25 protein-coding genes and 1 rRNA gene are annotated in these 25,413 nt (G+C 46.4%); 3 read left to right on the forward strand and 23 right to left on the reverse strand.

The window, feature by feature from the left end:
• Nucleotides 1–5: 5 nt before the first annotated feature.
• Together ASC49_RS11285 and ASC49_RS11290 are read right to left on the reverse strand one after the other, a co-directional pair.
• On the reverse strand, nt 6–2,303 hold the full coding sequence (locus ASC49_RS11285; RefSeq protein WP_055463339.1) for a YgiQ family radical SAM protein: 2,298 nt from the start codon (nt 2,301–2,303) through the stop codon (nt 6–8).
• A 100-nt stretch (nt 2,304–2,403) separates the two neighbouring features.
• On the reverse strand, nt 2,404–3,045 hold the full coding sequence (locus ASC49_RS11290; protein ID WP_055463340.1) for a thiopurine S-methyltransferase: 642 nt from the start codon (nt 3,043–3,045) through the stop codon (nt 2,404–2,406).
• Between the two features lie 103 nt (nt 3,046–3,148).
• On the opposite strand from ASC49_RS11290, the gene rsmS reads away from it, so the two are divergent.
• Nucleotides 3,149–3,334, forward strand: coding sequence for a pleiotropic regulatory protein RsmS (rsmS, locus tag ASC49_RS19615; protein WP_072242097.1), 186 nt, complete (start codon nt 3,149–3,151; stop codon nt 3,332–3,334).
• Here the strand turns inward: rsmS and ASC49_RS11295 are convergent.
• The 18 genes from ASC49_RS11295 to iscR all read right to left on the reverse strand — a co-directional run bounded on the left by ASC49_RS11295 (nt 3,285) and on the right by iscR (nt 21,257).
• Entirely contained in the window at nt 3,285–4,403 is a 1,119-nt protein-coding gene (locus ASC49_RS11295) for an enoyl-CoA hydratase/isomerase family protein (protein WP_055463341.1), read from the reverse strand. The two genes, rsmS and ASC49_RS11295, sit on opposite strands and share 50 nt — an antisense overlap.
• 166 nt (nt 4,404–4,569) lie before the next feature.
• A complete protein-coding gene (der, locus tag ASC49_RS11300; protein ID WP_055463342.1) occupies nt 4,570–5,907 on the reverse strand; it encodes a ribosome biogenesis GTPase Der in 1,338 nt (445 codons plus the stop codon).
• A gap of 97 nt (nt 5,908–6,004) precedes the next feature.
• Nucleotides 6,005–7,135, reverse strand: coding sequence for an outer membrane protein assembly factor BamB (bamB, locus tag ASC49_RS11305; RefSeq protein ID WP_055463343.1), 1,131 nt, complete (start codon nt 7,133–7,135; stop codon nt 6,005–6,007).
• A 6-nt stretch (nt 7,136–7,141) separates the two neighbouring features.
• The gene (locus ASC49_RS11310; RefSeq protein WP_055463344.1) at nt 7,142–7,783 is read right to left on the reverse strand and encodes a YfgM family protein; all 642 of its coding nucleotides are present in this window, start codon (nt 7,781–7,783) and stop codon (nt 7,142–7,144) included.
• A 43-nt stretch (nt 7,784–7,826) separates the two neighbouring features.
• Nucleotides 7,827–9,107 carry a histidine--tRNA ligase gene (gene hisS / locus ASC49_RS11315; protein ID WP_072242094.1) on the reverse strand — a complete coding sequence of 427 codons (1,281 nt, stop codon included), beginning with the start codon at nt 9,105–9,107 and terminating at the stop codon, nt 7,827–7,829.
• 11 nt (nt 9,108–9,118) lie between these two features.
• Nucleotides 9,119–10,231, reverse strand: a complete 1,113-nt coding sequence (gene ispG / locus ASC49_RS11320) for a flavodoxin-dependent (E)-4-hydroxy-3-methylbut-2-enyl-diphosphate synthase (protein ID WP_055463345.1) — start codon at nt 10,229–10,231, stop codon at nt 9,119–9,121.
• Between the two features lie 8 nt (nt 10,232–10,239).
• Complete coding sequence (locus ASC49_RS11325; RefSeq protein ID WP_055463346.1) at nt 10,240–11,244, reverse strand: RodZ domain-containing protein; 1,005 nt, start codon at nt 11,242–11,244, stop codon at nt 10,240–10,242.
• Between the two features lie 310 nt (nt 11,245–11,554).
• A complete protein-coding gene (gene rlmN / locus ASC49_RS11330) occupies nt 11,555–12,670 on the reverse strand; it encodes a 23S rRNA (adenine(2503)-C(2))-methyltransferase RlmN (RefSeq protein WP_055463347.1) in 1,116 nt (371 codons plus the stop codon).
• Between the two features lie 154 nt (nt 12,671–12,824).
• Nucleotides 12,825–13,232, reverse strand: a complete 408-nt coding sequence (gene ndk / locus ASC49_RS11335) for a nucleoside-diphosphate kinase (protein ID WP_055463348.1) — start codon at nt 13,230–13,232, stop codon at nt 12,825–12,827.
• A 155-nt stretch (nt 13,233–13,387) separates the two neighbouring features.
• Nucleotides 13,388–14,539, reverse strand: coding sequence for an IscS subfamily cysteine desulfurase (locus ASC49_RS11340; protein ID WP_055463349.1), 1,152 nt, complete (start codon nt 14,537–14,539; stop codon nt 13,388–13,390).
• 41 nt (nt 14,540–14,580) lie between these two features.
• Nucleotides 14,581–15,006, reverse strand: coding sequence for a SufE family protein (locus tag ASC49_RS11345; RefSeq protein WP_055463350.1), 426 nt, complete (start codon nt 15,004–15,006; stop codon nt 14,581–14,583).
• Between the two features lie 115 nt (nt 15,007–15,121).
• Nucleotides 15,122–15,652, reverse strand: coding sequence for a putative Fe-S cluster assembly protein SufT (sufT, locus tag ASC49_RS11350; protein WP_055463351.1), 531 nt, complete (start codon nt 15,650–15,652; stop codon nt 15,122–15,124).
• Nucleotides 15,653–15,656: 4 nt separating this feature from the next.
• Complete coding sequence (locus tag ASC49_RS11355) at nt 15,657–16,010, reverse strand: HesB/IscA family protein (RefSeq protein WP_055463352.1); 354 nt, start codon at nt 16,008–16,010, stop codon at nt 15,657–15,659.
• Nucleotides 16,011–16,018: 8 nt separating this feature from the next.
• Nucleotides 16,019–17,236, reverse strand: coding sequence for an aminotransferase class V-fold PLP-dependent enzyme (locus ASC49_RS11360; RefSeq protein WP_055463353.1), 1,218 nt, complete (start codon nt 17,234–17,236; stop codon nt 16,019–16,021).
• Between the two features lie 11 nt (nt 17,237–17,247).
• Nucleotides 17,248–18,471, reverse strand: a complete 1,224-nt coding sequence (sufD, locus tag ASC49_RS11365) for a Fe-S cluster assembly protein SufD (RefSeq protein ID WP_055463354.1) — start codon at nt 18,469–18,471, stop codon at nt 17,248–17,250.
• A 2-nt stretch (nt 18,472–18,473) separates the two neighbouring features.
• Nucleotides 18,474–19,259, reverse strand: coding sequence for a Fe-S cluster assembly ATPase SufC (gene sufC / locus ASC49_RS11370; protein WP_055463355.1), 786 nt, complete (start codon nt 19,257–19,259; stop codon nt 18,474–18,476).
• Nucleotides 19,260–19,278: 19 nt separating this feature from the next.
• On the reverse strand, nt 19,279–20,715 hold the full coding sequence (sufB, locus tag ASC49_RS11375) for a Fe-S cluster assembly protein SufB (protein WP_055463356.1): 1,437 nt from the start codon (nt 20,713–20,715) through the stop codon (nt 19,279–19,281).
• Nucleotides 20,716–20,765: 50 nt separating this feature from the next.
• Entirely contained in the window at nt 20,766–21,257 is a 492-nt protein-coding gene (gene iscR / locus ASC49_RS11380; protein WP_055463357.1) for a Fe-S cluster assembly transcriptional regulator IscR, read from the reverse strand.
• Nucleotides 21,258–21,491: 234 nt separating this feature from the next.
• On the opposite strand from iscR, the gene ASC49_RS11385 reads away from it, so the two are divergent.
• Nucleotides 21,492–22,055 (forward strand): hypothetical protein, encoded by a 564-nt coding sequence (locus ASC49_RS11385; protein ID WP_055463358.1) that lies wholly within the window; start codon nt 21,492–21,494, stop codon nt 22,053–22,055.
• Nucleotides 22,056–22,087: 32 nt separating this feature from the next.
• Here the strand turns inward: ASC49_RS11385 and ASC49_RS11390 are convergent, their stop codons facing one another.
• Nucleotides 22,088–22,984, reverse strand: a complete 897-nt coding sequence (locus ASC49_RS11390) for a DMT family transporter (RefSeq protein ID WP_055463359.1) — start codon at nt 22,982–22,984, stop codon at nt 22,088–22,090.
• A gap of 107 nt (nt 22,985–23,091) precedes the next feature.
• Between ASC49_RS11390 and ASC49_RS11395 the strand changes: the two genes are divergently transcribed.
• Nucleotides 23,092–24,042: a LysR family transcriptional regulator gene (locus ASC49_RS11395; RefSeq protein ID WP_055463360.1), complete on the forward strand. Its 951-nt coding sequence runs from the start codon at nt 23,092–23,094 to the stop codon at nt 24,040–24,042.
• Here the strand turns inward: ASC49_RS11395 and ASC49_RS11400 are convergent.
• Together ASC49_RS11400 and rrf are read right to left on the reverse strand one after the other, a co-directional pair.
• A complete protein-coding gene (locus ASC49_RS11400) occupies nt 24,011–24,667 on the reverse strand; it encodes a hypothetical protein (RefSeq protein ID WP_055463361.1) in 657 nt (218 codons plus the stop codon). The two genes, ASC49_RS11395 and ASC49_RS11400, sit on opposite strands and share 32 nt — an antisense overlap.
• Nucleotides 24,668–25,188: 521 nt before the next feature.
• Nucleotides 25,189–25,303: ribosomal RNA gene (gene rrf, locus ASC49_RS11405) — 5S ribosomal RNA — on the reverse strand.
• Nucleotides 25,304–25,413 lie beyond the last annotated feature (110 nt).

Here is a 25,413-nt window from a genome sequence, read left to right on the forward strand (position 1 = left end):
GTATTTTAACGTACTCGAGAACCTTTCGTTTTGGTGCGGTTTGCACCGCCCTTACCTGCAGGTCTAGAGCTCGTAGGGCGAGAGCCTGCTGGACGATTTGCGCCAGAGCCATTATCGGTCGTCTTATTGGACTTACGCTGATTACGCTCGTTCTCGGCGTTTTTCTGCATCGTCGGACGATTACTACTGTGCGAGGCACCTGTCTTCTGTCCCGGTTTCGCTTTGGTTGGACGACGCGGTGTGCGCTTGTCTTTTTCTTCATCCGGCACCAGCTGACCTTTACCGTTACCAATCAAATCGGCCCGTCCCATTAGACGCAGTGTTTCACGTAGCGCAGGCCAGTTTTTCGGATCGTGGTAACGCAAGAAGCCTTTTTGTACAGTACGCTGCTTATAGTCCTTTGGCGTGTATACGTTTTCGCTCTTGTAACTCACGCCATGCAGCGGGTTCTTACCTGAGTGGTACATGGCGGTTGCTAGGGACATTGGTGATGGATAAAAGGTCTGCACTTGGTCTGGTTTAAAGTCATTCTGCTTCAACCAAACTGCTAGGTTCATCATGTCTTCATCGCTACAACCAGGATGCGCCGCGATAAAGTACGGGATCAAATGCTGAGTCTTACCGGCTTCTTTGGAGAACTTATCGAACATCTTTTTAAAACGATCATAAGTACCCATGCCCGGTTTCATCATCTTAGATAAGGTGCCTGTTTCAGAGTGCTCTGGCGCAATCTTTAACAAACCACCCACGTGGTAAGTGACCAATTCACGCACGTACTCAGGATCTTCTACTGCCAAGTCATAACGTAAACCCGAGGCAATCGACACCTTGTGAATGCCTTCTACGGCACGTGCTTTACGGTACAGCTCCGTGGTCGCACTGTGATCGGTTTTTAAGTTCGAACAAATGGTTGGGTAAACACACGATAATTTACGGCACGATGCCTGAATTTCATCATCGTTACAGTTCAGGTGGTACATGTTCGAGGTTGGGCCACCTAGGTCAGAAATATGACCGGTAAAACCAGGCACCTTGCGTTTAATATCTTCAATCTCATTCAGTACCGACTCATGGGAACGAGACTGAATCACTCGACCTTCGTGCTCAGTGATCGAACAGAAGGTACAACCACCGAAACAACCACGCATGATGTTGATCGAGGTTTTAATCATATCGTAGGCCGGAATACGGGCCTTCTTGTATTTCGGGTGCGGAATACGGGCGTAAGGCAAATCAAACACGCCATCCATTTCTGGAGTTTCCAGTGGAATCGGTGGTGGATTGACCCAAATTTCTTTCTTGCCGTGCTTTTGAATCAAAGCACGAGCGTTATGTGGGTTCGACTCCAAGTGCAAAATACGCGAGGTGTGCGCGTACAGCACAGGATCTTTGGAAACCTTCTCAAACGATGGCAAACGAATATACGTCTTCTCCGCATCCAGCTTCTCCCCTTTACGCAACGGCGCGGGGATCACTCGGATCGGCATGACATCATCGTCCTTATCCTGTTCGCCGGTTTGGCATTTTCCTTCAGGAATGTACTCATACGGACTATAGATCTGATCGACCTTGCCTGGCCAGTCAACACGGGTCGAGTCAATTTCAGTAAAACCACCTGGCGGCACATCACGAATTACCGTCGTACCACGAACATCCAACAGTTCATCCATGCTTTTACCATTGGCAATCGCATGAGTCACTTCGATGATGGCACGCTCAGCGTTACCATACAGAAGAATATCAGCCGTCGAGTCAACCAATACCGAGCGACGCACTTCATCACTCCAGTAATCATACTGAGCAATACGACGCAAGCTGGCCTCGATGCCACCGATCATTACCGGTACATCGTGATAAGCCTGTTTACAGCGTTGTGAGTAGACGATCACTGCTCGATCGGGACGCTTGCCGCCTTCCCCATAAGGAGTGTAAGCATCATCGTTACGCACTTTTAAATCTGCGGTATAGCGGTTGATCATGGAATCCATGTTCCCCGCCGTCACACCGAAATAGAGATTCGGACGACCAAGACGCATAAAGTCGTCAGGGCTACGCCAATCCGGCTGGTCAATGATACCGACACGGAAACCTTGAGCTTCCAGCACGCGCCCCATCACCGCCATACCAAAACTTGGATGGTCTACGTAGGCGTCCCCTGTGACGATGATGACGTCACAGCTGTCCCAACCTAGAGCATCCATTTCTTCACGGCTGGTCGGTAAAAATGGCGCAACGCCATAACATTCTGCCCAATAGGGCGAATAAGAGAAAATATTTGGAGCGGTTTTGTGTCGTTTGATCATATGAACTCTATCCCAAGCGATGAACGCTTGGGAGATTGGTGAATCTGGAATCGTTGATGGGCGCTATTATCCCAGAAAATTAGTCAGGTATATAGGGATATTATTGCGTGGTAATACGCCAAACGGTTTCTTCGTAGAAGGTACGATCCAGACCTTGATAACGCTCATCCACTTGTAGCAAATCCTCACTGGCCACTTTACGGATCCATTCCCCCCAAAGCTCAGTGACTTCGAAGTCAAGTACCGAAAACGGCGGCCCCATTTGCTCACCATCGTAACTCAACGTGATGAGCAGCAGTGCAGCCTGCGGTGAAAGTCGCTGCTTGGTGTGCAAAACATACTGTTCACGTTTTTCTTCCGGCATTGCCACTAACGCAGCACGGTCATAACAGGCGTCAAAGCCGGTTTCGTCAAAGTCGAAGTAATCCCCTTCAACGATGCGCAACGGTAAGTCATTAGCCTTATGGATTTTAACATTACCTACCTGTTCCGTATGGTAGGTCAAATCGTTATCACCGAAAAATTGCACCACGGCCATCGGCGACAGCTCCACACCTGTTACCTCGTACCCTTGATTCGCCAACCACAATAAATCTGCAGATTTGCCACACAACGGTACCAACACCTTAGCACCACGAGCAACTTGAGGCCAATACTGCACTAACCATGGATTCACTTCATCCCGATGAAATCCAATGCGTCCTGACTGCCAGCGCTCTAACCAAAATTCATTTGTAACCACGTGCACCTCTAGGATGTGTTAACATTCTGACTTATACGATAGTAAGCCTATTGTATAAAAAGCTTATACCAATAACATGACAGCAACTATGCAGAAAAAATCCATGTCATTAGATTCCGCGCCAGACCATATCAAACTAGCCGTCGACCTGATCGCTCTGCTAGAAGAGAATAATATCCCCAATGACACAGCCATTGCAGCGCTAAAAATAGTCTTAAACGACTACCAACAAAAGAAGGCTAATTCGGCTGACACGAGCGCAACTCAGTCACCGTCGGCGCTGGATTAAAATAACTAGCTAGCGATTCCTTTGACACCTCCAGTACGGTACTGTGCTGCCAAACGGGCTTTTGGTCCTTATCCACCAAAAGCGCTCGAACCCCTTCACAAAAATCACCATGCACGCTGACGTTTACTGAGAGCACCGTTTCACGCTCAAATACAGCCGCTAATTGCTTTCCTTTGCCCCAATTTAGTTGCTCCAAAATCAAACAAGCAGACAAAGGACTACCTTTGAGAAAGTTTTCCCGCGCACTCATTAACGATTGGCTGTCAACTTCAAAACTCTTTAAAGAATGGTGGATATTAACGATATCGCCACTCATTACTTTTTTTATCTCTTTCTCGTGGGAGATTAACTCTGGTTTTAATAATGGGAGGTCATCAGACATGGTAAAACCGTGCAAAACACGCTCGATATGCTGCGCAACATGCTCATGGCTGTTATCTTCTAATATGCCTGCCGCCAGTTGGTCGAGTAGCTCAGAATAAGCTTCATCGCAAAGATAATGTGTCGCAAGACCGAGTTCACAAGCGTCTGTTGCATTCACTTGATAGGCGGTTAAAGCAAGAAAACGGGCAATATGCTCAGGCAGCTTATTGAGAAAATAACTCGCACCAACATCCGGATATAAGCCGATCTTAATTTCCGGCATTGCTAGCCGAGTAGAAGGCATCACCAGACGGTAACGTGCTGCCATAAAGAGCCCCATACCACCGCCCATAACATATCCATGGCCCCAACAAATCACTGGTTTACGATATTCATGAATCAACTGATCAAGCTGATATTCGCGCCCAAAATATTGCAGACTAAAGGCGCCATGATCGTTTTGCTCTGCAATCGATCGGTAAACGTCCACCACATTACCACCAGCACAGAAGCCTTTGTTGCCATCGCCCTCAATCAGTACAGCGACGACATAAGGATCCTCTTGCCAAGCATGCAACTGCTGAAATATAGCTTCGATCATTTCAAGGGATAACGCATTCAATGTACGTGCCGAATTCAAGCGGATACAACCCAACTTAAAGTGGCTAGCAAAAGGCAGAGATAAAAATTCTACCGAATGAGGCATAAGCACTCCGTTATTATTTTTCTTAGTTACTTTTTGTCCTATTGTTGTTTCAAAGTAGCGGAACTAAGCGGACAGAACAATAGTTTTAAGACTAATGTCGAGCAGAGATAAAAAAGCCCTACTTGATAAATCAAATAGGGCTTTGGCATAGATTTAATAACCTGACTTAGCGCTTTGGCGCAAATGGGTTATCAGAGGACTTAAATTCAAACGAAATCGGCGTTCCGGTAATGTTCAAAACAGTACGGAATTTGTTCTCTAGATAACGCTTATAACTACCGGGTAACGAATCCGTTTGGTTGCCGTGTACCACAATCCGAGGTGGGTTCGAGCCACCTTGGTGAGCGTAGCGCAACTTGATCCGACGACCTTTCACCATTGGCGGCTGATGCTCAGCGACAGCATCTTCCAAAATGCGAGTCAGGCGGTTAGTTGACCATTTCGCGTAACACGATTCGTACGTCTCTTCGATGGTGTCATACAAATCACCTACCCCTGTGCCGTGTAGCGCAGAAATATAGTGAACCTTTGCATAAGGAACAAAGCCTAGACGGCGCTCTACTTCTTTCTTGATGTGTTCACGGTTTTCTTTGCTCAGACCATCCCACTTGTTGATCGCAATGACCAAACCACGCCCCGCATCCAGTACGTAACCAATCATGTGAAGGTCTTGCTCTACCAAGTCTTCGTGAGAATCGATCACACAGATAACAACGTTGGCGTCTTGAATCGCCTGTAGCGTTTTAACAATCGAGAATTTCTCAACCGCCTCTTTTACATGCTTACGACGACGCACACCTGCGGTATCAATCAAGGTATAGTCTTTGTCATGACGCTTGTAGGGTATGTAAACACTGTCACGGGTTGTTCCAGGCATATCGTATACAACGACACGCTCTTCGCCCAACATACGGTTTACCAATGTTGACTTACCAACGTTTGGACGACCGACAACACCAATACGAATGCCCTTGGCATTGAACTCGATTTGCTCACGCATTTCGGCAATGCGATCGGCAAACATTTCCATGACCGTATCAATCAGCGCCCGAACACCTTTACCATGGGCTGCTGCTAACGGGTACAACTCGCCCATACCAAGTGCGTAGAAATCTGCTAGTGCGATGTCTTCGTTGATACCGTCGGTTTTGTTCACCACCAAGTAAACTGGCTTTTCAGAACGGCGAAGGTGGTTCGCGATCATTTCGTCTGCGGGATTTAATCCGTGACGACCATCGACTAGGAATAGAACAGCGTCCGCTTCTTCAATCGCAAGCAATGACTGACGAGCCATTTTCTCGTCGATGCCTTGCTCATCACCGCTGATACCCCCTGTATCAATCACGATAAACTCGTGTTCACCTGCTTTGCCATCACCGTATTTACGGTCACGAGTTAAGCCAGGGTAGTCTGCTACCAGCGCATCACGGGAGCGTGTTAGCTGGTTAAACAGGGTAGATTTTCCAACATTGGGTCGACCGACCAATGCAATAACTGGGATCATTTTTTCAACCTATAAAAATACAAAGTGGCTGCTTCGCCTTTTGAGCGAAGCAGCCTCTTCAAAAATTGCTTTGAGCTTTCGCTCGAGACGACGTCTACTACCAATAGTGTAACGCGGTCACATTCGCAGTTGGCGTAAGTATAAACAATTGTTCATCGTTCGACACCATGCGACTGCCTGCCGGACGTTTAGAATCTGCTAGAGTCCACGCTTCCACTGCACCCGAAGTACGATTTAGCAAATGAACCCAACCACCGCGATCCAATACAGCCACGTAATCCTTATAAAACACAGGCGATGCCAGATCACGTTCTTTTAACGAGTCATTTTCCCATAATGTAGAACCATTACGAGCATTCAGACTGAATACCACGTTATTCTGATCCACCACAGCCAGTTCATTGCCATTCACAGCAACACTTACTGCACTGGAAATATTACGCTGCCAAACTGGACGGCCTGTTTGTAACGCCAATGCCGTTACCGTACCGTTGTAAGCCACAGAGTAAATTAAACCATTCGCCACAGCGAAACGACCGCTCACATCGGACAAGCGCTCGATTTCATAACGGCCTTCTGGTTTACCTACCGCGTATTCCCAAATCAGATCGCCCGTTTGCAGGTTGTAAGCTTTCACTTTACCTGTGGCAAAACCAGCAATGACTTTACCGTCAACAATGACTGGAGCAGTGGTTCCACGCACTGTCAATGCTGGTAAATCTTCTTTGTCACGCCACAAGGTGTTGCCCGTTGCAGCATCCATTACCGTTAACCAGCCATCGCCAGTTATCACCGCTACTCGACCTTGCCCATTACCTGTTTCAGATAGAATTTCCGATGTCAGTGACTTAGTCCATAATACGCTTGAATCTGCTAGGGACACTGCTACTAGCTGTCCATCGTATGTACCAAAGAAGACCTTATCGCCATCACGAGACACACCAGCACTTGGATGAAAATCGGTTGCTACATGTACCAGCTGGCCGCCAGATGACTGCTCTAGCTCATACACATCACCACGATTTGTCACTAACGTTAAGCTGTTATCTTGGGCAACAATGTTAAAGGTTTCTGTCTGTTCACCCGCATCACCGTTGACCTTGGTACGCCAATGAGCATCGAAGTAAACTTGCTGATCTACACCTGCAGGAGGCGGTAACAATCGAGTTGAGCAACCCTGAAGTAATGCAGCACTAACAACGGCTGCCGCAATCATTGGCTTCCACATAGTTAACTAGCCCTTCACCAGATCTTTCAGTTTGATCTCTAACAGAGGATGCTGAGCACCTTCCCCCATTGCTGCCGATGCGCTTTCGTAGGCTTCTCGAGCTTCATCACGCTTGCCCTGCGCTAACAGGATGTCGCCTCGCAACTCTTCAACTTGACCAGCAAATTCAGCCGGCTTAACAGCATTTAAAGTTGCTAAGGCCGCGTCATACTTCTCTTGCTCTGCTTGAAGACGCGCAATTCGAATGTTGGCCACCGCATCAAACGACGCATCATCAGATTTATCGACAACAGAAGCAAGCACGCTCTCTGCCGCATCGTAGTTACCCGCTTGTGCATCAATACGCGCAACAAACAACTGACCAAACATGGCATAGCCAGTATCGTCGTAATCATCCGCTAACTGCTGAGCGATAAAACGTACAGTTTTCTGATTTTCTTCCTTATCTAAATCAGACGCCGCTTCTGTCAAGTTCTGATAAAGAGAAGACGCTTCCGCAAGATGGTTCGCTTGGCTCGTTTTCCAAGCTTGGAAACCAAAATAGCCACCCACACCAACTGCCACAGCCAGCACTAATGACGTTCCATTTTTCTTCCACCACGATTTAAACGCTTCGATTTGTTCTTCTTCAGTCTTTACTTCAGACACACTGTGTTCCTCATAATCCTATTGCGAACGGTTGTGCTCACTATTAACCGTTAAGCTTTTCCAACAAGCTTGCGACCAGCGCATCATTTGCGCAAGAGGTCTGTTCACCCGTTTGCATGTCTTTTACTTGCACAACACCTTCAGCCACTTCACTTTCACCTAGAATTAGGGTGAAACGAGCACCTGATTTATCGGCTTTCTTCATTTGGTTTTTAAAGTTACCGCCACCACAATGGCGTAGAACGGTCCAACCTTGACCAGCATTACGTAACGCTTCGGCCACAACAAACGATTGAAGTTCCGCCTCATTACCAAAGCTCACCACAAAGATATCGGTCGTGTCTTTGGCTTCAGACGGAATTAACTCAAGCGTTTCTAATAGTAGTACTAAACGCTCAACCCCCATGGCAAAACCCACTGCGGGCGTTGCACGGCCACCTAGCTGCTCTACAAGGCCATCATAACGACCGCCCGCACACACTGTCGCTTGTGCACCTAGGTGTGATGTTACCCATTCGAATACGGTTTTACCGTAATAGTCTAATCCACGCACTAACTTACGATTGATCACGAATGGCACATCGTTGGCTTTTAAAATCGCCTGTAGACGCTCAAAGTGCTCACGAGACTCTTCATCGATGTAATCTGCTAAACTAGGCGCATTGGCCAACACTTTCTGTGTCGCTTCATCTTTTGAATCCAGAATACGCAACGGGTTTGTTGTCAGACGACGCTGACTGTCTTCGTCTAGCTGATCTTTAAATTCTGTTAGATATTCAACCAGCGCCGCTTTAAAAGCTTCACGGGCCGCAGCCACACCTATGGTGTTTAGCTGAAGCTCTACATGCTCAAGCAAACCCAGCTTTTTCCAAAGGCGTGCGGTCAAGATAATCAACTCGGCATCAATATCCGGTGTCGCCATACCAAAGGATTCCACACCAATTTGGTGGAATTGACGGTAACGACCTTTTTGCGGACGCTCGTAACGGAACATTGGGCCAACATACCAAAGACGTTGCGTTTGGTTAAATAGCAACCCCGCCTGATCTGCGGCACGCACACAACTTGCCGTACCTTCTGGACGAAGTGTCAACGATTCACCATTACGATCATCAAAGGTGTACATCTCTTTTTCAACGATATCCGTTGTCTCACCCACGCCACGTTTGAACAATTCGGTATGTTCAACGATTGGGAAACGGATCTGCTGATAACCGTAGCCACTAACCACTTCAGTAACTGTTTTCTCGAGGTACTGCCAAACAGACGATTGACCCGGCAGAATGTCATTCATTCCGCGAATTGCTTGTACTTTACGACCCACTATTCGTGCCCTTATGACTTAGCGATAAGATTGGATTCTTCTTTTTCTTTGGCGGCGGCTTTTTCTCGAATCATACGTTCAAGATCGTCTACCAAAGTTTCGTTTTTAACTTTTGTGTTCGGTTTACCGTCTAGGTACACCAAGTTGTTTGGTGAGCCTCCCGCAAGGCCAAGGTCGGCCTCTTTTGCTTCTCCGGGGCCGTTTACCACACAACCGATCACCGCCACATCCATTGAGACCTTGATGTCTTCTAGACGTTCTTCCAGTTCGTTCATGGTTTTCACCACATCGAAGTTCTGACGTGAACAACTAGGGCAAGCAATGAAGTTGATACCACGATTACGCAGCTTCAAACTACGCAGCATGTCCCAACCCACTTTCACTTCCTGAACAGGATCAGCGGCTAAAGACACGCGTAAAGTATCACCGATACCATCCATCAACAGCAAACCTAAACCGATTGACGATTTTACCGTGCCAGAGCGAAAGCCACCCGCTTCAGTGATCCCCAAATGCAACGGGTTATCAATTTGCGATGCGATCTTGCGATATGCCTCAACTGTCATGAAGATATCAGACGCTTTTAGGCTGAGTTTGAATTCTTGGAAATCTAATTCATCAAAGTATTCGATTTGACGAAACGCCGATTCAACTAACGCATCCGGAGTGGGCTCACCATACTTCTTCTGTAGATCTTTCTCTAAAGAGCCGGCATTAACACCAATACGGATCGGGATGTTTTTGTCGCGAGCACAATCCACGACCGCACGCACACGATCTTTGTTACCAATGTTGCCAGGGTTGATACGTAAACAGTCAACGCCGTATTCAGCAACCTTCAAAGCAATTTTATAATCAAAGTGAATGTCCGCTACCAATGGGACAGAGACTTGTTCACGAATAGCTTTAAATGCTTCAGCGGCGTCCATTGAAGGCACCGACACACGAACAATGTCCGCACCCGCGTCTTGGATAGCACGAATTTGTGCAACCGTAGCAGCCACATCACAGGTTTCTGTGTTGGTCATACTTTGCACACTAATAGGTGCACCGCCGCCAACCGGTACATTGCCAACCATAATTTGACGTGATTGGCGGCGTTTAATAGGCGATTCGAAATGCATGCTTATCTCTATTTAAGCTCAAATCGAGCTAGGTCTTTGCGTACGTAAGAGGAGAAATCAAACGCTTCCCCTTTATAAATAAATTTAGACACGCCTCGCGCGTAACCTAAGGTTACTCGATAAGGTGCTTGGCCATCTAATTCAAGGCTAGAGCCTGCAGTTTTTACACCAGAAAACAAAACACGGCCACTACTGTCTCGAATTTGAGTCCAGCAGTCCGCAGAAAACTGAATAACAATGTCATGACTCGCCACAGCTGGCTCAGGTGTCTCAACTTGAACAACAGGCGCCACTTCTGGCTCACGTGTTGCTTCCTCTACTTGTTCAGGATCTACACCAGCATCTTCTAGTAGTGCAATGGTCTCAGCAGACAACCCGGTCACAACGTCAGCGCCAGAGCCTTGAGCAAGCGTTGCCGCAGTGTCGGCCAGCTCGGAAAAGTCGACATTGCTATCAAGCTCGGCTGGTTCAGGCTCAGATTTATCTTCTGCCGCCGCAAGACTGTCTAGGTTAGACGAGGCTTCACTCGCCTCTAGCTGAGTATTGTCCTCGCTAATTTGTTCTTGCTGCGCAGCAGCATAGGCTTCTTCAGGTTCCGAAGATTGTGATGGCCACCAAAAAATCACAAAGCCAATGATGGCGATGATGATAAAGGAAACAATGATGAAGATAGGGTCACGGCCGGAGGACTGAACTTGAACATTGTCCACTGGGCGTAGGTGACTTTCTTTGACCAATTGTTGCTGGTCAAACGCTTCAAGTACGGGATTATGATCTAACCCTAAAAGTCGACAATAGCTTTTTAAATAGCCGCGGGCAAAAGTAGCTGAGCGAAAACGCGTAAAAGCACCATCTTCTAACGCATATACACTGTCTATAGAAAGCTTTAGTTCTGTAGCTACTTGGCGCTCATCAAGTGCCAAGCTTAGACGTTTCGCTCTGAGAATTTGACCAATATCCAAACTCTTTTTACCTGATTCAGGAGCGATATCCATCTCTAATTCGGTTGTCATGGTGTTACCTTGGTATAGCAGGCTGAAAGCGCTGAGCTACCCAAATGTATGGTCAGTTCCGAGCAATGGATCGCAGCGGCTGACAAAGTGGTAGCGTAACCAGTCCAATGTAGCGGACTTAAAATGCCTGAAATTAATAAAAAGCGCTTTCTTTTATTCGCTTCGTATTAAATCAAGATTGCGCCCGCCCAGCAAACCTATCACGCGAAAATGATGAAAATCTTTTCTATCAACGGCAATTTTTTGAGTGAATCTGACGTATTGCTGACAAGACACCAATACGTCAGAGCTTTTTGTGTCAAAAACTGATTTATTCCGATACTTCTCGTAACTCAATGTATTTCTGTGAACGACGCGTTTTATCTAAGAAATCGCCCACCAGTTGTCCACAAGCCGCATCAATATCATCACCACGAGTAGTCCGCACTGTCACCGTATAACCGTCATCTGCCAAGATTTTCTGGAAGCGACGAGTTTGGTTGTTCGACGGCTTCTCATACCCTGAATGCGGGAATGGGTTGAATGGAATCAAGTTGATCTTACACTCTAAGTTTTCCAGCAACTTAGACAACTCACGTGCATGCTCTTCCTGATCGTTGACACCCGCCATCACTGTATACTCAATGGTGATATGACGTTTGTCAGGCAAGTTATCTAGGTAGAACTGACAGGCTTCTAAAAGCTCTTCGATTGGGTACTTCTTATTGATCGGCACCAATTCGTTGCGCAATTCGTTATTCGGCGCGTGCAGAGAAATCGCCAACGACACATCGGTACGTTTTACCAAGTCGTAAATACGCGGCACCACACCCGATGTACTTAAAGTCACACGACGTTTCGACAAGCCGTAGGCGTTGTCATGCATCATCAGCGTCATCGCATCGACCACTGGCTCGAAGTTCATCAGTGGCTCCCCCATTCCCATCATCACCACGTTGGTCACGCGGCGCGGACCACTTGGATCCATTGGACCAAAGGACTTGATTGCGATCCAAACTTGACCGATGATTTCTGCGGCCGTTAGGTTACGGTTAAAGCCCTGTTTACCAGTCGAACAGAAGCTACAGTCCAAAGAGCAACCAACCTGAGACGAGACACACAGAGTCGCTCGATCGCCATCCGGAATCAGAACCGCTTCAACACAGTTATTTTGGCCACCTTCAGTACGAATAATCCACTTACGTGTGCCATCAGTAGAAATGTTCTGCGACACGATTTCCGGGGCACGGATTTCGCAGATATTTTCCAACTTAGCGCGCAATTTCTTACTAACATCCGTCATTTCCTCGAAGGACTCAGCGCCCTTCTGATGAATCCATTTCATCACTTGGGTGGCACGGAATTTCTTCTCACCAATCGACTCAAAGAATTCGATGAGTTTATCTGGCGAGAGGCCGAGTAGGTTTACTTTTTGGGTGTCAGTCATAGGTATTCAATCGTTTCGCTTAAAGCGTTAAGTGTAGACAAAAAAGCTTCTGAAAAGGGATTACGCTTTTCAGAAGCCTCTGCAAAGAAGCGGGCCATAGGCCCGCTCCCTCTAAACCATCTTATCTAAATTGAAAAGGTAGGTCTTAAATCAATTACTTACCGAAGAAGTAAGCAACTTCACGTGCAGCAGACTCAACAGAGTCAGAACCGTGAACAGCGTTCGCATCGATAGACTCAGCGTAATCAGCACGTAGTGTGCCAGCCGCTGCTTCTTTAGGGTTAGTAGCACCCATTAGTTCACGGTGACGTAGAACAGCGCCTTCGCCTTCAAGAACAGATACTACAACTGGACCAGAAGTCATGAATGCAACTAGGTCTTTGTAGAATGGACGTTCTTTGTGCTCAGCGTAGAAACCGCCCGCTAGCTCGTCGTCTAGTTGAATCATTTTAGCTTCAACGATTTTCAGACCAGCACGCTCAAAACGAGAGTAGATTTCACCGATTACGTTTTTAGCAACAGCATCTGGCTTGATGATAGATAGAGTGCGTTCTAGCGCCATGTTAAACTCCAAATTTGAATTTCAATGGTCACGCGATATTGCATGACCGACTAATAACTTTAAGCGTGCGGATTATACGCATGTCTTTATGAAATTTGTATGTATCCACGGCGTTTTTTTAGGCAAAAAGACGAAAATACGCATTTTTAAACAATTTATGCACCACGCAACTGGGACACTGCGTTTTTCACCGTTTCAATAACGAAATCAATCTCTTCTGCCGTGGTAAAACGCCCAACCGACATACGTAAAGATGCGTGCGCTAATTCGTCTGACAAGCCAATCGCACGCAGCACATAGGATGGCTCAAGACTTGCTGAGGTGCATGCAGAGCCAGAAGATAGCGCCACATCAGCAAGCGACATCAACAAAACTTCGCCTTCTACACCATCGAAGCCGACATTGATCACACCTGCGACACGGTTTTCAGAATCGCCATTTAGATGCACGCCCGGCATTTCAGATAATCCCTGCCACAGCTTTTCACGAAGCGCCGTAATACGCTCGCAATCTGCCTGCATATCGGCCTTGGCGATGGCAAAGGCTTCACCCATCCCAACAATTTGGTGCGTCGGCAAGGTGCCAGAACGCATACCGCGCTCATGACCACCGCCATGCATTTGCGCTTCTAGCTTCACCTTCGGCGAACGACGCACATACAACGCACCAATGCCTTTTGGACCGTAGGTTTTATGAGCCGTTAAGGACATCAGATCAACGTTCATCGCATTGACATCAATAGCGACCTTACCTGTGGTTTGCGCAGCATCTACATGCAAGTAAATGCCACGAGCACGGGCTTCCTTACCAATTGCCGCAATATCCGTCACTACACCCAACTCATTATTGCCGTGCATCAGAGACACTAAAATGGTGTCTTCGCGTAACGCGGCAATGACGCTATCAACAGTGATTTCACCGTGAGCATTCGGCTCAAGGTAAGTGACTTCAAAGCCTTCTTTCTCAAGCTGACGGCAAGGGTCTAGCACCGCCTTGTGTTCAATCATTGACGTGACGATATGACGACCTTTTAGCTTGTTCGCCTGCGCCACACCTTTAATCGCCAAGTTGTTCGCCTCCGTTGCTCCGGAGGTCCAAACGATTTCACGGGCATCCGCCTCGATAAGCTCCGCCACCTGCAAACGCGCATCCTCTACCGCTTCCTCCGCACGCCAGCCAAATAAATGCGAGCGAGAGGCAGGATTGCCGAAGTTGCCGTCTTTCGTCAGGCATTGCATCATTTTTTCCGCGACACGAGGATCAACTGGAGTGGTCGCTGAATTGTCGAGGTAAACTGGTGTTTGCATGGAAACTCTCCGAGGTAACGCAGATTTAAAAGTAACGCGAATTAAACAGATGCTTTAGCGATGGCTTGCACACGCCCCACAATCGAGCGCAGACCATTGCCACGAGTCGGGCTTAAGTGGCGCTCAAGATCTAGCTCAGAGAAATATTCGTCAATATTGAACGATAGAATTTCTGCGGGTGTTTTTTCATTGTAAGCCGCCATCACTAGACCTAGTAGGCCACGTACAATCACGGCATCACTGTCGACCGCAAAGGTCAGTACTTCACCTTTCTCTGAGTCCTGTGCACTACCCGGCTGAATCCAAACGCTACTCTGGCAGCCCTTCACTAGACGCTCAGGCGTACGCCATGCGTCATCAAACTCGGGCAGGGATTTACCCAAGTCGATAATGTATTTGTACTTCTCTTCCCAATCATCAAAGAAAGTAATGTCGTCGATAATCTCTTCTGTTGTCGGTAAAGACATAACGCCTCGCTAGGTTGAATAGTGCAATGGATGTAACGGCACAAAAAGAAACGGCCAATGGTGAAAACCTTGGCCGTCGGGTATTGTAGTCGATTTCACGTTGGAACTGTATGCGTTAGAAGAACAAGCCCGCTTCGAGCTGTGCTTCTTCACTCATCATTTCTCGTGACCATGGCGGATCAAATACCAGTTCGACACTGACATTTGACACATTAGGTACTTTAGCCACGCGATATTTTACATCGCTAACCAACACAGGCCCCATACCACAACCTGGTGCCGTTAGAGTCATTTGGATAGCAACCGCTTTATTTGTTTGGTCCACAGATACCTTGTATACCAAACCGAGCGATACCAAACTGATTGGAATTTCAGGGTCGTAAACACTATCCAGCGCTTGCCAAACTTGATCTTCTTCAATATGACCGGAGCCATCGTCACTAAAGCTCAGCACTTCCGGCTCTTGACCGATAGCATCTGCGTCAGTGCCGTCGATACGCAACATGTTTCCCTGAAAAGTCACCGTATAATTACCGCCTAACGCTTGGTTAATGGTAATAAACTGACCTTCTGGAATGGTGGTATGTTCACCGCTTGGAACTCGACGCGCTGGACATTCGCGCTGAGTGACGACCATTTTCTGCATGCTATTAATTCACACTAAAGCTTTCGCCGCAGCCGCATTCCGCAACCACATTGGGGTTATTAAATTTTACGACTTGGTTAATGCCTTCACGCACCAAGTCAATCTCTGTGCCTTTCAGTAAAGTCAGAGACTCATCGTCAATCGCTAGTTTGACACCATCAAAATCCATGATGGCATCACCATCTTGCGCTGTAGCAACGATATCCAGCACGTAAGCGTAACCCGTACAGCCACTTTCTTTAGTGCTTAGACGCACGAGACTGCCTTCGCTTTGCGCTTTAAGTTTTGCTGCAAAAAACTTACGTGCCGCATCGGTCATAGTGACCGTTTGATTCGGATCGAATGTTTCTGTCGACATAATGCCTCCTAAGCCAACATCATGTGAACTTTTTTCAACGCTTTAAAGAACTGTTCAACTTCTTCAATCGTGTTATAAATCGAGAATGACATACGTGCGGTACCTGGCACACCAAAACGCGCCATCAATGGCTGAGCGCAGTGATCACCAGTACGAATCGCCACACCTTGGCGATCAAGTAGGAAACCGATATCCGCAGGGTGACCGTGATCCAACACAAAACTGAACGCCCCCACTTTATCGTCCGCTTCACCAATCATACGCAAGCCATCGAACTCTTTCGCAAGCTCCGTCGCACGCACCATCAACGCTTTTTCATGTGCTGCAATATCTGCATGATCAAATGCACTAAACCAACGAATGGCTTCACCTAGAGCGATAGCGTCACCCACATTTGGGGTACCTGCTTCAAGACGGTAAGGCAACACGTTCCAAGTGGCATCTTGCAAACTAACGGTAGCAATCATTTCTCCACCGGTTTGCCATACAGGCCACTTAGCTAGAAGCTCTTCTCTTCCCCACAAAACACCGATACCCATTGGGCCATAGATCTTGTGACCTGAGAAAGCATAGAAATCACAGCCAATGTTTTGCACATCTACGTTACCGTGAGCAATACCTTGCGCACCGTCCACCAACACCCAAGCATCAAACTTTTTCGCTTGTTCTGTCATCCATTTGATTGGATTAACCGTACCAAGCGAGTTTGAAACATGAGGGAAAGCTACCAGTTTGGTGTTTTCATTCAACAATGAAACATAGACATCCAGATCCAGCTCGCCTTTATCGGTTACTGGAACTGTTCGTAATGTCGCACCAGCGGCTTTACAAGCCTGTTGCCAAGTCACGATGTTGGCATGGTGCTCCATGCCAGTCACAATCACTTCGTCAGTGCTTTTCAGTAGCTTCGCCAAGCCGTTAGCAATCATATTGATGCCTTCGGTAGTACCGGAAGTCCAAATTACTTCTTCACGCTTTGGTGCGTTAATAAAGCCTTTGATGATGTCGCGGGCATCCTCAAACTTACGCGTTGCCTCATCCGCAAGACGGTGCGCACCACGGTGAACGTTTGAGTTGTAACAAGAGTAGTACTCCACTAGCGCATCAATGACACACTGCGGCTTCTGGGTTGTTGCCGCATTATCAAGATAGATAAGAGGGTTGCCATCGATTTCGCGTTTTAATATGGGAAACTGCTCGCGAATAGCAGCGACATCAAGACTCATGGACTTCTCGCTTATTTCACTTCCATCTGAGCAAATCGGTCACGAATAATCGGACGTACCCATTCCGCCAATTCTGCAGTTGGCATCTGGTCGATCAACTCATTAATAAAACCAAAGCTCAACATTAGCTGTGCTTGGGAACGACTTACACCGCGCGTTTGCAGGTAGTACAGGGCTTTACGGTCGATTTCAGCGATCGTCGCCCCGTGGGCACAACGCACATCATCGGCGTAGATTTCAAGCTCGGGCTTAGTGTTGATTTCCGCTTTGTTCGACATCAACAAGTTGCGGTTATTCAGTTCAGCCAGAGTCTTCTGTGCATCACGGTGAATATGGATACGACCATTGAATACCGCACGACTGCTATCGCCAGCGATACCACGAACGTTTTCTTCGGTTGTACAATTTGGCACCGCATGCTCAACGTTAGCATGCAGATCAAACAATTCAGTACCATCTAGTAAGTAGATAGCATTTAGCTTAGCGTCAGCTTTTTCACCAGCGTGAATGATATCGGTATCGATACGCTGTAGATTACTACCAAAACCAATGATACTGCTGTTTAAAGAGGCTTTTTCAAGCAGCTTAAAATGACTACCACCGATGGCAACGTTATCACCCGCCTGCAGAGCAAAACGATAATGCTCTAGGTTCGCTTCCGCACCAATCTGGTATTCTGTGTAAGCTGTTGTGAGCGAGGCACCTTGACCTTCAGCGTTCTCCACCACTTTTAGCGAAGCACCTGCTTTGATATCCACCACCACACGAATGTGACCTTGTGCACCATTACTTAACAGGTTGTTGATTCGAAGCAACTGCTCAATCGCTACGCCTTCCGCAACTGTGACTACAGCCACGTCTGCTGCAAGCACATCGTTCACTAAACCAAATACATGACGCTCAGGCTTGATCGTAGCGAACAAGCTTGATTCTTGCATTTCAATCGTTAGACCTTCGGGCAACTCTTCAGGCAGAGAAACCAACTGACCATCGACGAAAGTCAATTCAAGAAACTCAAGACCTTCAACCGCTACCGGCTCAAGCTCAGGAGATTCTTCTTTGAAAATAGCCGTACTACGCTCAACCGCACGAAGTGGTGTGTACTTCCATGCTTCCGTTTTGCGCGTAGGCCATTGAATGTCTTTTAGTAGTGCAAGCGAAGACGCACGCTGGTCTTCAAAACCATCTTGAATGCTGTCGGCACGAGCGATGGCTTGTTGTAACCATTCACTCATGATTAATCCTCTAATTCGTCTTCAGTTGGCTCAGTTTGCAACCAAGAATAACCTTGTTCTTCTAGCTCTTTCGCCAATGATGCATCGCCGCTCTTCACGATTTTCCCATCTGCTAGAACATGTACAAAATCTGGCTTGATGTAGTCAAGAAGGCGCTGGTAGTGCGTTACAACGATAAAGCTACGCTCTGAGTCACGCTGGCTGTTCACACCATTTGCAACCACTTGCATCGCATCAATATCTAAACCTGAGTCGGTTTCATCTAGAATGCAAAGTTTTGGCTTAAGCAAAATCATTTGCATGATTTCATTACGCTTCTTCTCACCACCTGAGAAACCTTCGTTGACACCACGCTTCAGGAATGACACTGGCAAGTTCACTTGCTTACAAGCTTCCTTGGCCATTTTTAGAAATTCAGCAGACGTTAGTGCTTCTTCACCACGCGCTTGACGCTGTGCATCCACCGCAACTTTGAGGAACTCTAGATTGCTCACACCAGGGATTTCAACTGGGTATTGGAACGCTAGAAATAGGCCTGCACAAGCACGCTCTTCAACTTCCATTTCTAGCAGGTCTTTGCCGTCCAACGTTACAGAACCACTGTCTACTTCATAGCCATCTCGACCAGAAAGTACGTAGCCTGTAGTCGACTTACCAGCACCGTTCGGACCCATGATGGCATGAACTTCACCTGGTTTAATGTCTAGGTTGAGACCTTTGAGAATGTTTTTTTCTTCTACACTCGCGTGTAAATCTTTGATCGATAACAAAGTGTTTTCGTTTGACATGTTCAATGGCTTCCTCAACCTAACCAACAGAGCCTTCAAGGCTAATTTCGAGAAGCTTGCCGGCTTCTACGGCAAACTCCATAGGGAGTTCTTTAAATACTTCTTTACAGAAGCCGTTCACGATCATTGAGACCGCTTTTTCTGGATCCACACCACGCTGGCGGCACAAGAACAGCTGATCATCACTTACTTTAGAAGTGGTCGCTTCGTGCTCAACAATCGCCGATGGGTTACGGCTTTCTACGTACGGGAAAGTGTGAGCGCCACACTGATCACCGATCAGCAAAGAGTCACACTGAGTAAAGTTACGCGCACCTTCCGCACCTGGATTCATACGCACCAGACCGCGGTAGGAGTTGTTACTTTTACCAGCAGAAATACCTTTGGAGATGATTGTCGACTTAGTGTTCTTACCGATGTGAATCATCTTGGTCCCCGTATCCGCCTGTTGACGGCCACGAGTCAAAGCAACTGAGTAGAATTCTCCCACACTGTTATCCCCTTTTAGGACACAGCTTGGGTATTTCCAAGTTACCGCAGAACCGGTCTCTACCTGAGTCCAAGAGATCTTAGCATTGGTATGACAGACGCCACGTTTAGTTACGAAGTTGTAAATACCGCCTTTACCTTCTTCGTCACCTGGGTACCAGTTCTGTACTGTGGAGTATTTGATTTCCGCATTGTCCATAGCAACCAGCTCAACAACTGCAGCGTGCAGTTGATTCTCATCGCGTTGAGGTGCCGTACAGCCTTCTAGATAGCTCACGTAAGAACCTTCATCGGCAATGATTAGGGTACGCTCAAACTGGCCAGTATTCTGCTCATTAATACGGAAGTAAGTAGACAATTCCATCGGACAACGGGTGCCTTTGGGAATGTAGACAAATGAACCATCTGTAAACACAGCGCAGTTAAGTGCAGCGAAATAGTTGTCTTTTGTCGGTACAACGCTACCAATGTACTTTTTAATTAGGTCTGGGTATTTGTGAACTGCTTCTGAAATAGGGCAGAAAATAACGCCTGCTTCTTCTAACTTTTCACGGAAAGTCGTTACAACTGAAACAGAGTCAAATACAGCGTCAACAGCGATGCCTGCTAACATTTGCTGCTCGACTAACGGAATTCCCAGCTTTTCGTAGGTACGTAAAAGCTCTGGATCCACTTCATCAAGAGACTTTGGCTTATCTTTCATACTCTTTGGTGCAGAGTAATAAGACACCGATTGCAAGTCAATTTTAGGATAGGACAGATGAGCCCAATCAGGCTCTTCCATTTCTTGCCAAACACGAAACGCTTTAAGACGCCATTCGAGCATCCACTCAGGTTCACCTTTGACTTCAGAGATTCGGCGAATCACATCCTCATCGAGACCAGGCTCGAAGGTTTCTGATTCTACGGCAGAAACGAAGCCCGCTTCGTATTCTCGAGCTAACGCCTTATCAATCTGCTCAGTCATATTAGAAACTCACTCATTCTTCCAGGGTAACACCCTGCTAGTTGTGTTCGTTAACCGATGATGGCTGCAGAGATCTTCCCTTGGGAAGCTGTAGCCGACATCTTGCTGTCTTTATTCTGTCGTTCAGCTACCAGCCGAACATCTTGGCGCTTGACCAGATTTTCAAGACTAATTCCACTTAGAAAATCATGGATCTGATTACTTAGGTCACACCATAAATGATGTGTCAGACAAGTGTGTCCACCTTGACAATCACTACGACCTTGGCAGCCAGTTGCATCAACGGACTCATTTACCGCATCTACAATCTGCGCCACAAAGATTTCGCTGCGGTCGCGACTTAGACGATATCCGCCTCCCGGCCCCCTGACACTGATCACAAGTTGACGTTTTCTCAACTTCGCAAACAGTTGTTCCAAGTAGGATAAAGAGATACCTTGGCGACTGGAAATATCTGAGAGCGACACAGGCCCATTGTCTGTGTGCAGAGCCAGATCAAGCATTGCAGTTACCGCGTAACGACCTTTTGTTGTTAAGCGCATAAACTTTCCACTTACATGCTATTGGATAGTCTTGATCATACAAAAACCTACTATTTTGATCAAGTATTTACCCGACTAAAATAGTAGGTTATTAGAACTAATTCAGATTATAGGGTATTTTAAGGGTAACCATTCTAAAACTGAATAAATTACAGCACATTTGTTGTTATATCTTTATGGTTTTGTCCGATAAGCATAATAAGTAACCAACTTTACAGCGACGAAGGAGCCTTCATGAGTAAGTTAGCGGAAAATAAAGCGCAAACAGAAAGTTCTGACAACGATAAAAAGACAAAACGCAGCTTGCCTATTAGTCTAGTTTTGGGCTTCTTATTGTGCTTTCTACTCAGTGTTGGTGCCTCTTCAGGTATTACTTACTACTTGGTCACCTCTAGTAATCCGGCAGAGCTCATATCAGGTCAACAATCAGAAGTCGATTCCCAACTTGTAGCGATGCGCCAGAGTATAGAGCAGCAGAATGCTACATTAAGTGCCATTAACGCCGAAAACGAAACCCTTAAAACCTATCTACGCCACAGTAGCGCAACAGCTCTCAAAAATATCTTAATTAACCAAGAAGAAAACATTCAGGCCTATCTATCTGTGATGCGACAAGCAATAGGAGATCTTGGCGAACTCGTCCCCAGAAGCTCTGAATGGGAAACCACCTATCAGTACCAGATGGATCTTGCATTAAAAGCCAGTATGGAACGCACAACTTTACTAAATCTACTTAAAACTGGCGAACCACCTCAGCAACCCACCCCCATACCAGCTCAGTCAACTAAAAGCCAATAAAGAAAAACCCGATTACAAATCGGGTTTTTCGCTTATACCTCGGCAATCACGTCTGCTTGCATGTTTTCACGCCGCTTCGCTCGCTCAGCTAAAATGTCTTTTCGTCCAATATACAGCAAAGGCATCACAATAAGAGCAGCCCCCAGCAGTAAGCTCATATCTATACTTTCAGCAAATACTACAAATCCAGCCAAAATAGCGAATAAAAGCCCCGAGTACTCAGCCGAACTCACCTGGCTTGAAGCTACATAACGATAACCCACCAGACAGCCCAAGCTATATAAAATAGAACATACTGAAGAACCAAGCGCCAAACCAAGCTGCTCCCACGATAACGAGCCCCCTTCCCAAATAGCTAACCCTGAAGCTACAGGCAAGGCACACATTTGCGCAATAAACAATCCATGTATCGCGCCTTGATTTTGAGGCATTTTACGAACTAGCAAGCTATTCACAGCCAACACGAAGGAAAAACCTAACGCACTTACCATGCCCCAGCCGATGTAGCTAGGCTTAAGTATTACCAATACACCTAGAAAACCCGAAATAGCAGCAAACATAACGGTTTTACTAAGCCTCTCACGGAAAAAGACCACCGCTAGCAAAATGATAAATATTGGCGCCGTGTAGAAAATAGCATTAGCTGTCGCTAGAGGAAGCTGTGATAGCGAAATCACCAGCAAGACCGATGTTAGCACCCATAAGTTACCACGCAAAATGTGCAACTTTAGACCTTCAAAAGGATTCTTGGTACGTTTTAATAGAACAAATGGCGCCAACACTAGACACATGAATAGCACGCGGTAAAAGGTAAATTGAAACACTGCCTCATTGGCATTGGCCAACTTGATTAGCACATCACAAATGGTGGCCATCAAGTTTCCAAGCACTAATACAAGAATGGCACTACTAACACTTCTTCCAGACACTGCAGAACTTCCTCATCAAATAGATAACTGGCGCGCAGTATAGAGCCGAGTTAAAATCCAATAAAATGATATAATTTTACTTAGTATTAGTTTTTTAGATCACAATTATGAACTTACCACCGCTAAAATCTCTACCCGTTTTTGAGTCGGTTGCCCGTTTAAATAGCTTCTCTCAGGCGGCCAATGAATTGCATATCACCCAAAGTGCTGTCTCTCACCATATCAAGGCACTAGAAGACTACTTAGGCGAGCAGCTTTTTATTCGTTCAGGGAGAAAGTTAGAGCTCACATCAGAGGGTAGGCAGTACCTCGACAACATTACCGGCTCACTTAATCAGATTGCTCGGGCCACGGAAAATGTCAAAGGTATCACCGAGACAAAATTACGCTTAGCTGTATACAGCTCTTTTGCGGTGTATTGGTTGATCCCAAGACTGGCAAACCTTAAGCGTCAACACCCTAATCTTGATCTAACCATTGAAATGACATTCTCAGAACCCGAGCTATCTGATCGAGTCGCCGACTGTTTTATTACGGTCGAAAGCGAGAAACGCGGGTTCGAGTTTGATTGGTTTTACACCGAGCGCCTGTTCCCTGTCTGCAGCCAAAGCTTTTATCAGCACATCATTTCAGAGCTAAGTGTCGTCACAACAGAACAATTGGAAACGCTGCTAAAGCAGCAGCCAGAAGTGCTAGCACGGTTCCCATTAATTACATCTTATAGCATGTATGAACGCTATGCGGAGGACTGGAATCGATGGTATTTAGAACAGAACAAATCTCTACCGGAAGGTATTAACTTTCACCGCTTTAGTCATTTGATGCTAGCTCACGAAGCGGCCGCACACTCACTGGGTATCGCACTAGTTAATGATTATATGTTTAATGAAGCAACGCCAGAGGCTGACTTAGTTAAACTGCCTTGTACGGCGCATAATGCACAAGACAGCTTTTACATCGCTTACAAACACAGTAGGCGACACGAGCCAGCCCTAGCACAACTTAGGCACTGGCTTCGGAATGAACTTAACGAACTAACCCAGCCTTCGAGAAGCTAGCTTTTGCTGCAATAGTAGAATTCTGACGCTCTTTAGCCGCCGCTAGCACGAACACCAATAGCTCAGTGGCGGCAATCATAACAATACTGTAGCCAAGAAGCTCAGTGCCTTCTTCGACGATGTTCTTTACTGTGCGCACATAAGCATCGCCCATAACACTTTCCCAAAAGGCCGTGCGGCCAAACATACGCGAAAATGCTAAAACGATAACAAGGCCCGCCGTTACAAACCCAAAGCTCGATGTCTGAGAGAAGCGCTTCAATGACTCATAACTCTCTTTAACTTGATTACGTAGAGCTAACACCGTCATTATAACGACTGCACCGACAATAACTTGCCAAGCCCCATCAAACACCACTGAGTCCAATAAGGAATCTGACTCACGAACAAACATCATAAACATTAACGCCCCAAGTAAAATACACGCCTGACGCAATGGCTTTGAAAGATAAGCACACACCATAAACGTTAGTGCACTCGAAAACGTAAATAGATCTTGAAGATGCTCCGTCAAAGACGATTCACTGTATTGAGCTGACGTGCCAAATTGAAATGCTTCTAAAGCAATGCACTGTGCAATCCCTGCTAACGCCAATAAATAAATTAAACCACGTATAATAAACATCAGATCACCTAACAAACTTTTATTAAGCTTATGTTAAGAAATCTTAAGAATTAGAGAAATATAGCTAAATCGTGTTCCTAAATACTTATCATTAAGCAAAATACGTGCATTTGTAAGGATTATGGCAGTAGTGTTCACTTACATATTAAAACGCATTGAATCGCATGAATGATATTCAAAAAACTAAAGAAGACTCGTTTTTTCATACTTATTTAATGCTTACTTTTTTCTTATTTATTGAAGAGCAAATAGATGGGAAGAATTTTCAACACCTCTATTGCCGCAGGAACTGAGCAAAAAAACCTGACAGCTGATAATCAAACATCTTAATTATCGTCAAGACGGCAACCACAATGATCTGAAGACATGCCTCATTCCCTTATGGGACAAGCATCGACGATGACGAGCGCCTGCGGCGTGTAAAGAGTCACTTCTGAATTCGGGATGGGATCAGGCCGGGCATTTTCGACAGACGTAAAAAAGCCCTGACTGCATCAGCAATCAGGGCTTCTTAATTAAAAGCTTGACGACGACCTACTCTCACATGGGATCTCCCACACTACCATCGGCGATGGCGCTTTTCACTTCTGAGTTCGGGATGGGATCAGGTGGTTCAACGCCTCTATGATCGTCAAGCAAACGGGTTTGCGTTCGTTCTGATGTTGTCATCAAAACACGCAAGTTCGTAAACTTGAGTCCTTAACAATTAGACTTTGAAATAGTCGATAACCAAGGTCAAACCGGTG

The organism is Marinomonas fungiae (genome assembly GCF_001418205.1).
Taxonomy (GTDB): Bacteria; Pseudomonadota; Gammaproteobacteria; order Pseudomonadales; family Marinomonadaceae; genus Marinomonas; species Marinomonas fungiae.

What these genes read in the sequence shown, in the direction of transcription:
- der (WP_055463342.1), bottom strand. Translation starts at nt 5,907, where the DNA reads ATGATCCCAGTTATTGCATTGGTCGGTCGACCCAATGTTGGAAAATCT.
- ASC49_RS11395 (WP_055463360.1), top strand. Translation starts at nt 23,092, where the DNA reads ATGAACTTACCACCGCTAAAATCTCTACCCGTTTTTGAGTCGGTTGCC.
- rsmS (WP_072242097.1), top strand. Translation starts at nt 3,149, where the DNA reads ATGTCATTAGATTCCGCGCCAGACCATATCAAACTAGCCGTCGACCTG.
- ASC49_RS11345 (WP_055463350.1), bottom strand. Translation starts at nt 15,006, where the DNA reads ATGTCTTTACCGACAACAGAAGAGATTATCGACGACATTACTTTCTTT.
- sufD (WP_055463354.1), bottom strand. Translation starts at nt 18,471, where the DNA reads ATGAGTGAATGGTTACAACAAGCCATCGCTCGTGCCGACAGCATTCAA.
- ASC49_RS11355 (WP_055463352.1), bottom strand. Translation starts at nt 16,010, where the DNA reads ATGTCGACAGAAACATTCGATCCGAATCAAACGGTCACTATGACCGAT.
- ASC49_RS11385 (WP_055463358.1), top strand. Translation starts at nt 21,492, where the DNA reads ATGAGTAAGTTAGCGGAAAATAAAGCGCAAACAGAAAGTTCTGACAAC.
- rlmN (WP_055463347.1), bottom strand. Translation starts at nt 12,670, where the DNA reads ATGACTGACACCCAAAAAGTAAACCTACTCGGCCTCTCGCCAGATAAA.
- ASC49_RS11360 (WP_055463353.1), bottom strand. Translation starts at nt 17,236, where the DNA reads ATGAGTCTTGATGTCGCTGCTATTCGCGAGCAGTTTCCCATATTAAAA.
- sufC (WP_055463355.1), bottom strand. Translation starts at nt 19,259, where the DNA reads ATGTCAAACGAAAACACTTTGTTATCGATCAAAGATTTACACGCGAGT.
- sufT (WP_055463351.1), bottom strand. Translation starts at nt 15,652, where the DNA reads ATGCAGAAAATGGTCGTCACTCAGCGCGAATGTCCAGCGCGTCGAGTT.
- ASC49_RS11340 (WP_055463349.1), bottom strand. Translation starts at nt 14,539, where the DNA reads ATGCAAACACCAGTTTACCTCGACAATTCAGCGACCACTCCAGTTGAT.
- bamB (WP_055463343.1), bottom strand. Translation starts at nt 7,135, where the DNA reads ATGTGGAAGCCAATGATTGCGGCAGCCGTTGTTAGTGCTGCATTACTT.
- ASC49_RS11400 (WP_055463361.1), bottom strand. Translation starts at nt 24,667, where the DNA reads ATGTTTATTATACGTGGTTTAATTTATTTATTGGCGTTAGCAGGGATT.
- ndk (WP_055463348.1), bottom strand. Translation starts at nt 13,232, where the DNA reads ATGGCGCTAGAACGCACTCTATCTATCATCAAGCCAGATGCTGTTGCT.
- iscR (WP_055463357.1), bottom strand. Translation starts at nt 21,257, where the DNA reads ATGCGCTTAACAACAAAAGGTCGTTACGCGGTAACTGCAATGCTTGAT.
- sufB (WP_055463356.1), bottom strand. Translation starts at nt 20,715, where the DNA reads ATGACTGAGCAGATTGATAAGGCGTTAGCTCGAGAATACGAAGCGGGC.
- ASC49_RS11325 (WP_055463346.1), bottom strand. Translation starts at nt 11,244, where the DNA reads ATGACAACCGAATTAGAGATGGATATCGCTCCTGAATCAGGTAAAAAG.
- ispG (WP_055463345.1), bottom strand. Translation starts at nt 10,231, where the DNA reads ATGCATTTCGAATCGCCTATTAAACGCCGCCAATCACGTCAAATTATG.
- ASC49_RS11285 (WP_055463339.1), bottom strand. Translation starts at nt 2,303, where the DNA reads ATGATCAAACGACACAAAACCGCTCCAAATATTTTCTCTTATTCGCCC.
- ASC49_RS11295 (WP_055463341.1), bottom strand. Translation starts at nt 4,403, where the DNA reads ATGCCTCATTCGGTAGAATTTTTATCTCTGCCTTTTGCTAGCCACTTT.